The 783-nt window shown below is 30.0% G+C and carries 1 protein-coding gene; it reads left to right on the top strand.

Annotated features, from left to right (window positions below):
- Positions 1 to 783: YadA-like family protein (locus BUE91_RS05545; RefSeq protein WP_180371209.1), on the top strand; the 783-nt coding region annotated here is incomplete at both ends.

Genomic DNA, 783 nt, shown 5'->3' with positions numbered 1-783 from the left:
AAAAATAGCAAGTGCTTGGAAATCACATTATGGAGAAGTATCAATAGGAGATATAGAAAAAGGAATAACAAGACAGATAACAGGACTAGCAGCAGGGACATTAGATACAGATGCAGTAAATGTAGCTCAATTAAAGTCTTTACACAAATATGTTGATAAAAAAGTAGATAAATTAGGAAATAATACTATATCAATTAGTGGAGATAGTGGAAGTACAGAAGCTCAAAAGTTAAATAAAAATGGAGGCTTAAACTTTAGTATTAAAGGATCAGAACACATTAAAACAAAAGCAAGTGGAAGTGAAGTAAGTATAGATATATCAGATAAAGTAAAAGAAGATATATCAAAAGGAGTAGCAGCAAATAGTGGGATAGCAAATGCAATAGCAATGTCAAATTTAGCCCAAGTAAATGCTAAAGGTCATAACCTGTCAGGATCATATGGATATTATAATGGAGAACATGCATTTGCAATAGGATTATCAGGCTCAAATGAAAAGTTAGTTTATAGAGCAGGAGGATCAATAAATACAAGAGGACATGTATCATTAGGAGCAGGAATAGGCTATCAATTTGATAATATAGAAAAGAGAAGTAAAGAGTTATTATCTTTACAAAGAAATGGGAATATAAACTTATTAGATGAGAAAGTATATGAACATGAATTAAAGATAAAAGGCTTTGAAAAAGAATTAATAGATTTAAAGTCAGAAAACAGAGAACATAAAGAAACAATAACGGCATTACTTGAAAGAATATCTAAGTTAGAAAGCAAAGGGAATTA

This window comes from Streptobacillus notomytis (assembly GCF_001902585.1).
GTDB classification, from domain to species: Bacteria; Fusobacteriota; Fusobacteriia; order Fusobacteriales; family Leptotrichiaceae; genus Streptobacillus; species Streptobacillus notomytis.
This window is presented reverse-complemented; position numbering and strand designations above follow the sequence as displayed.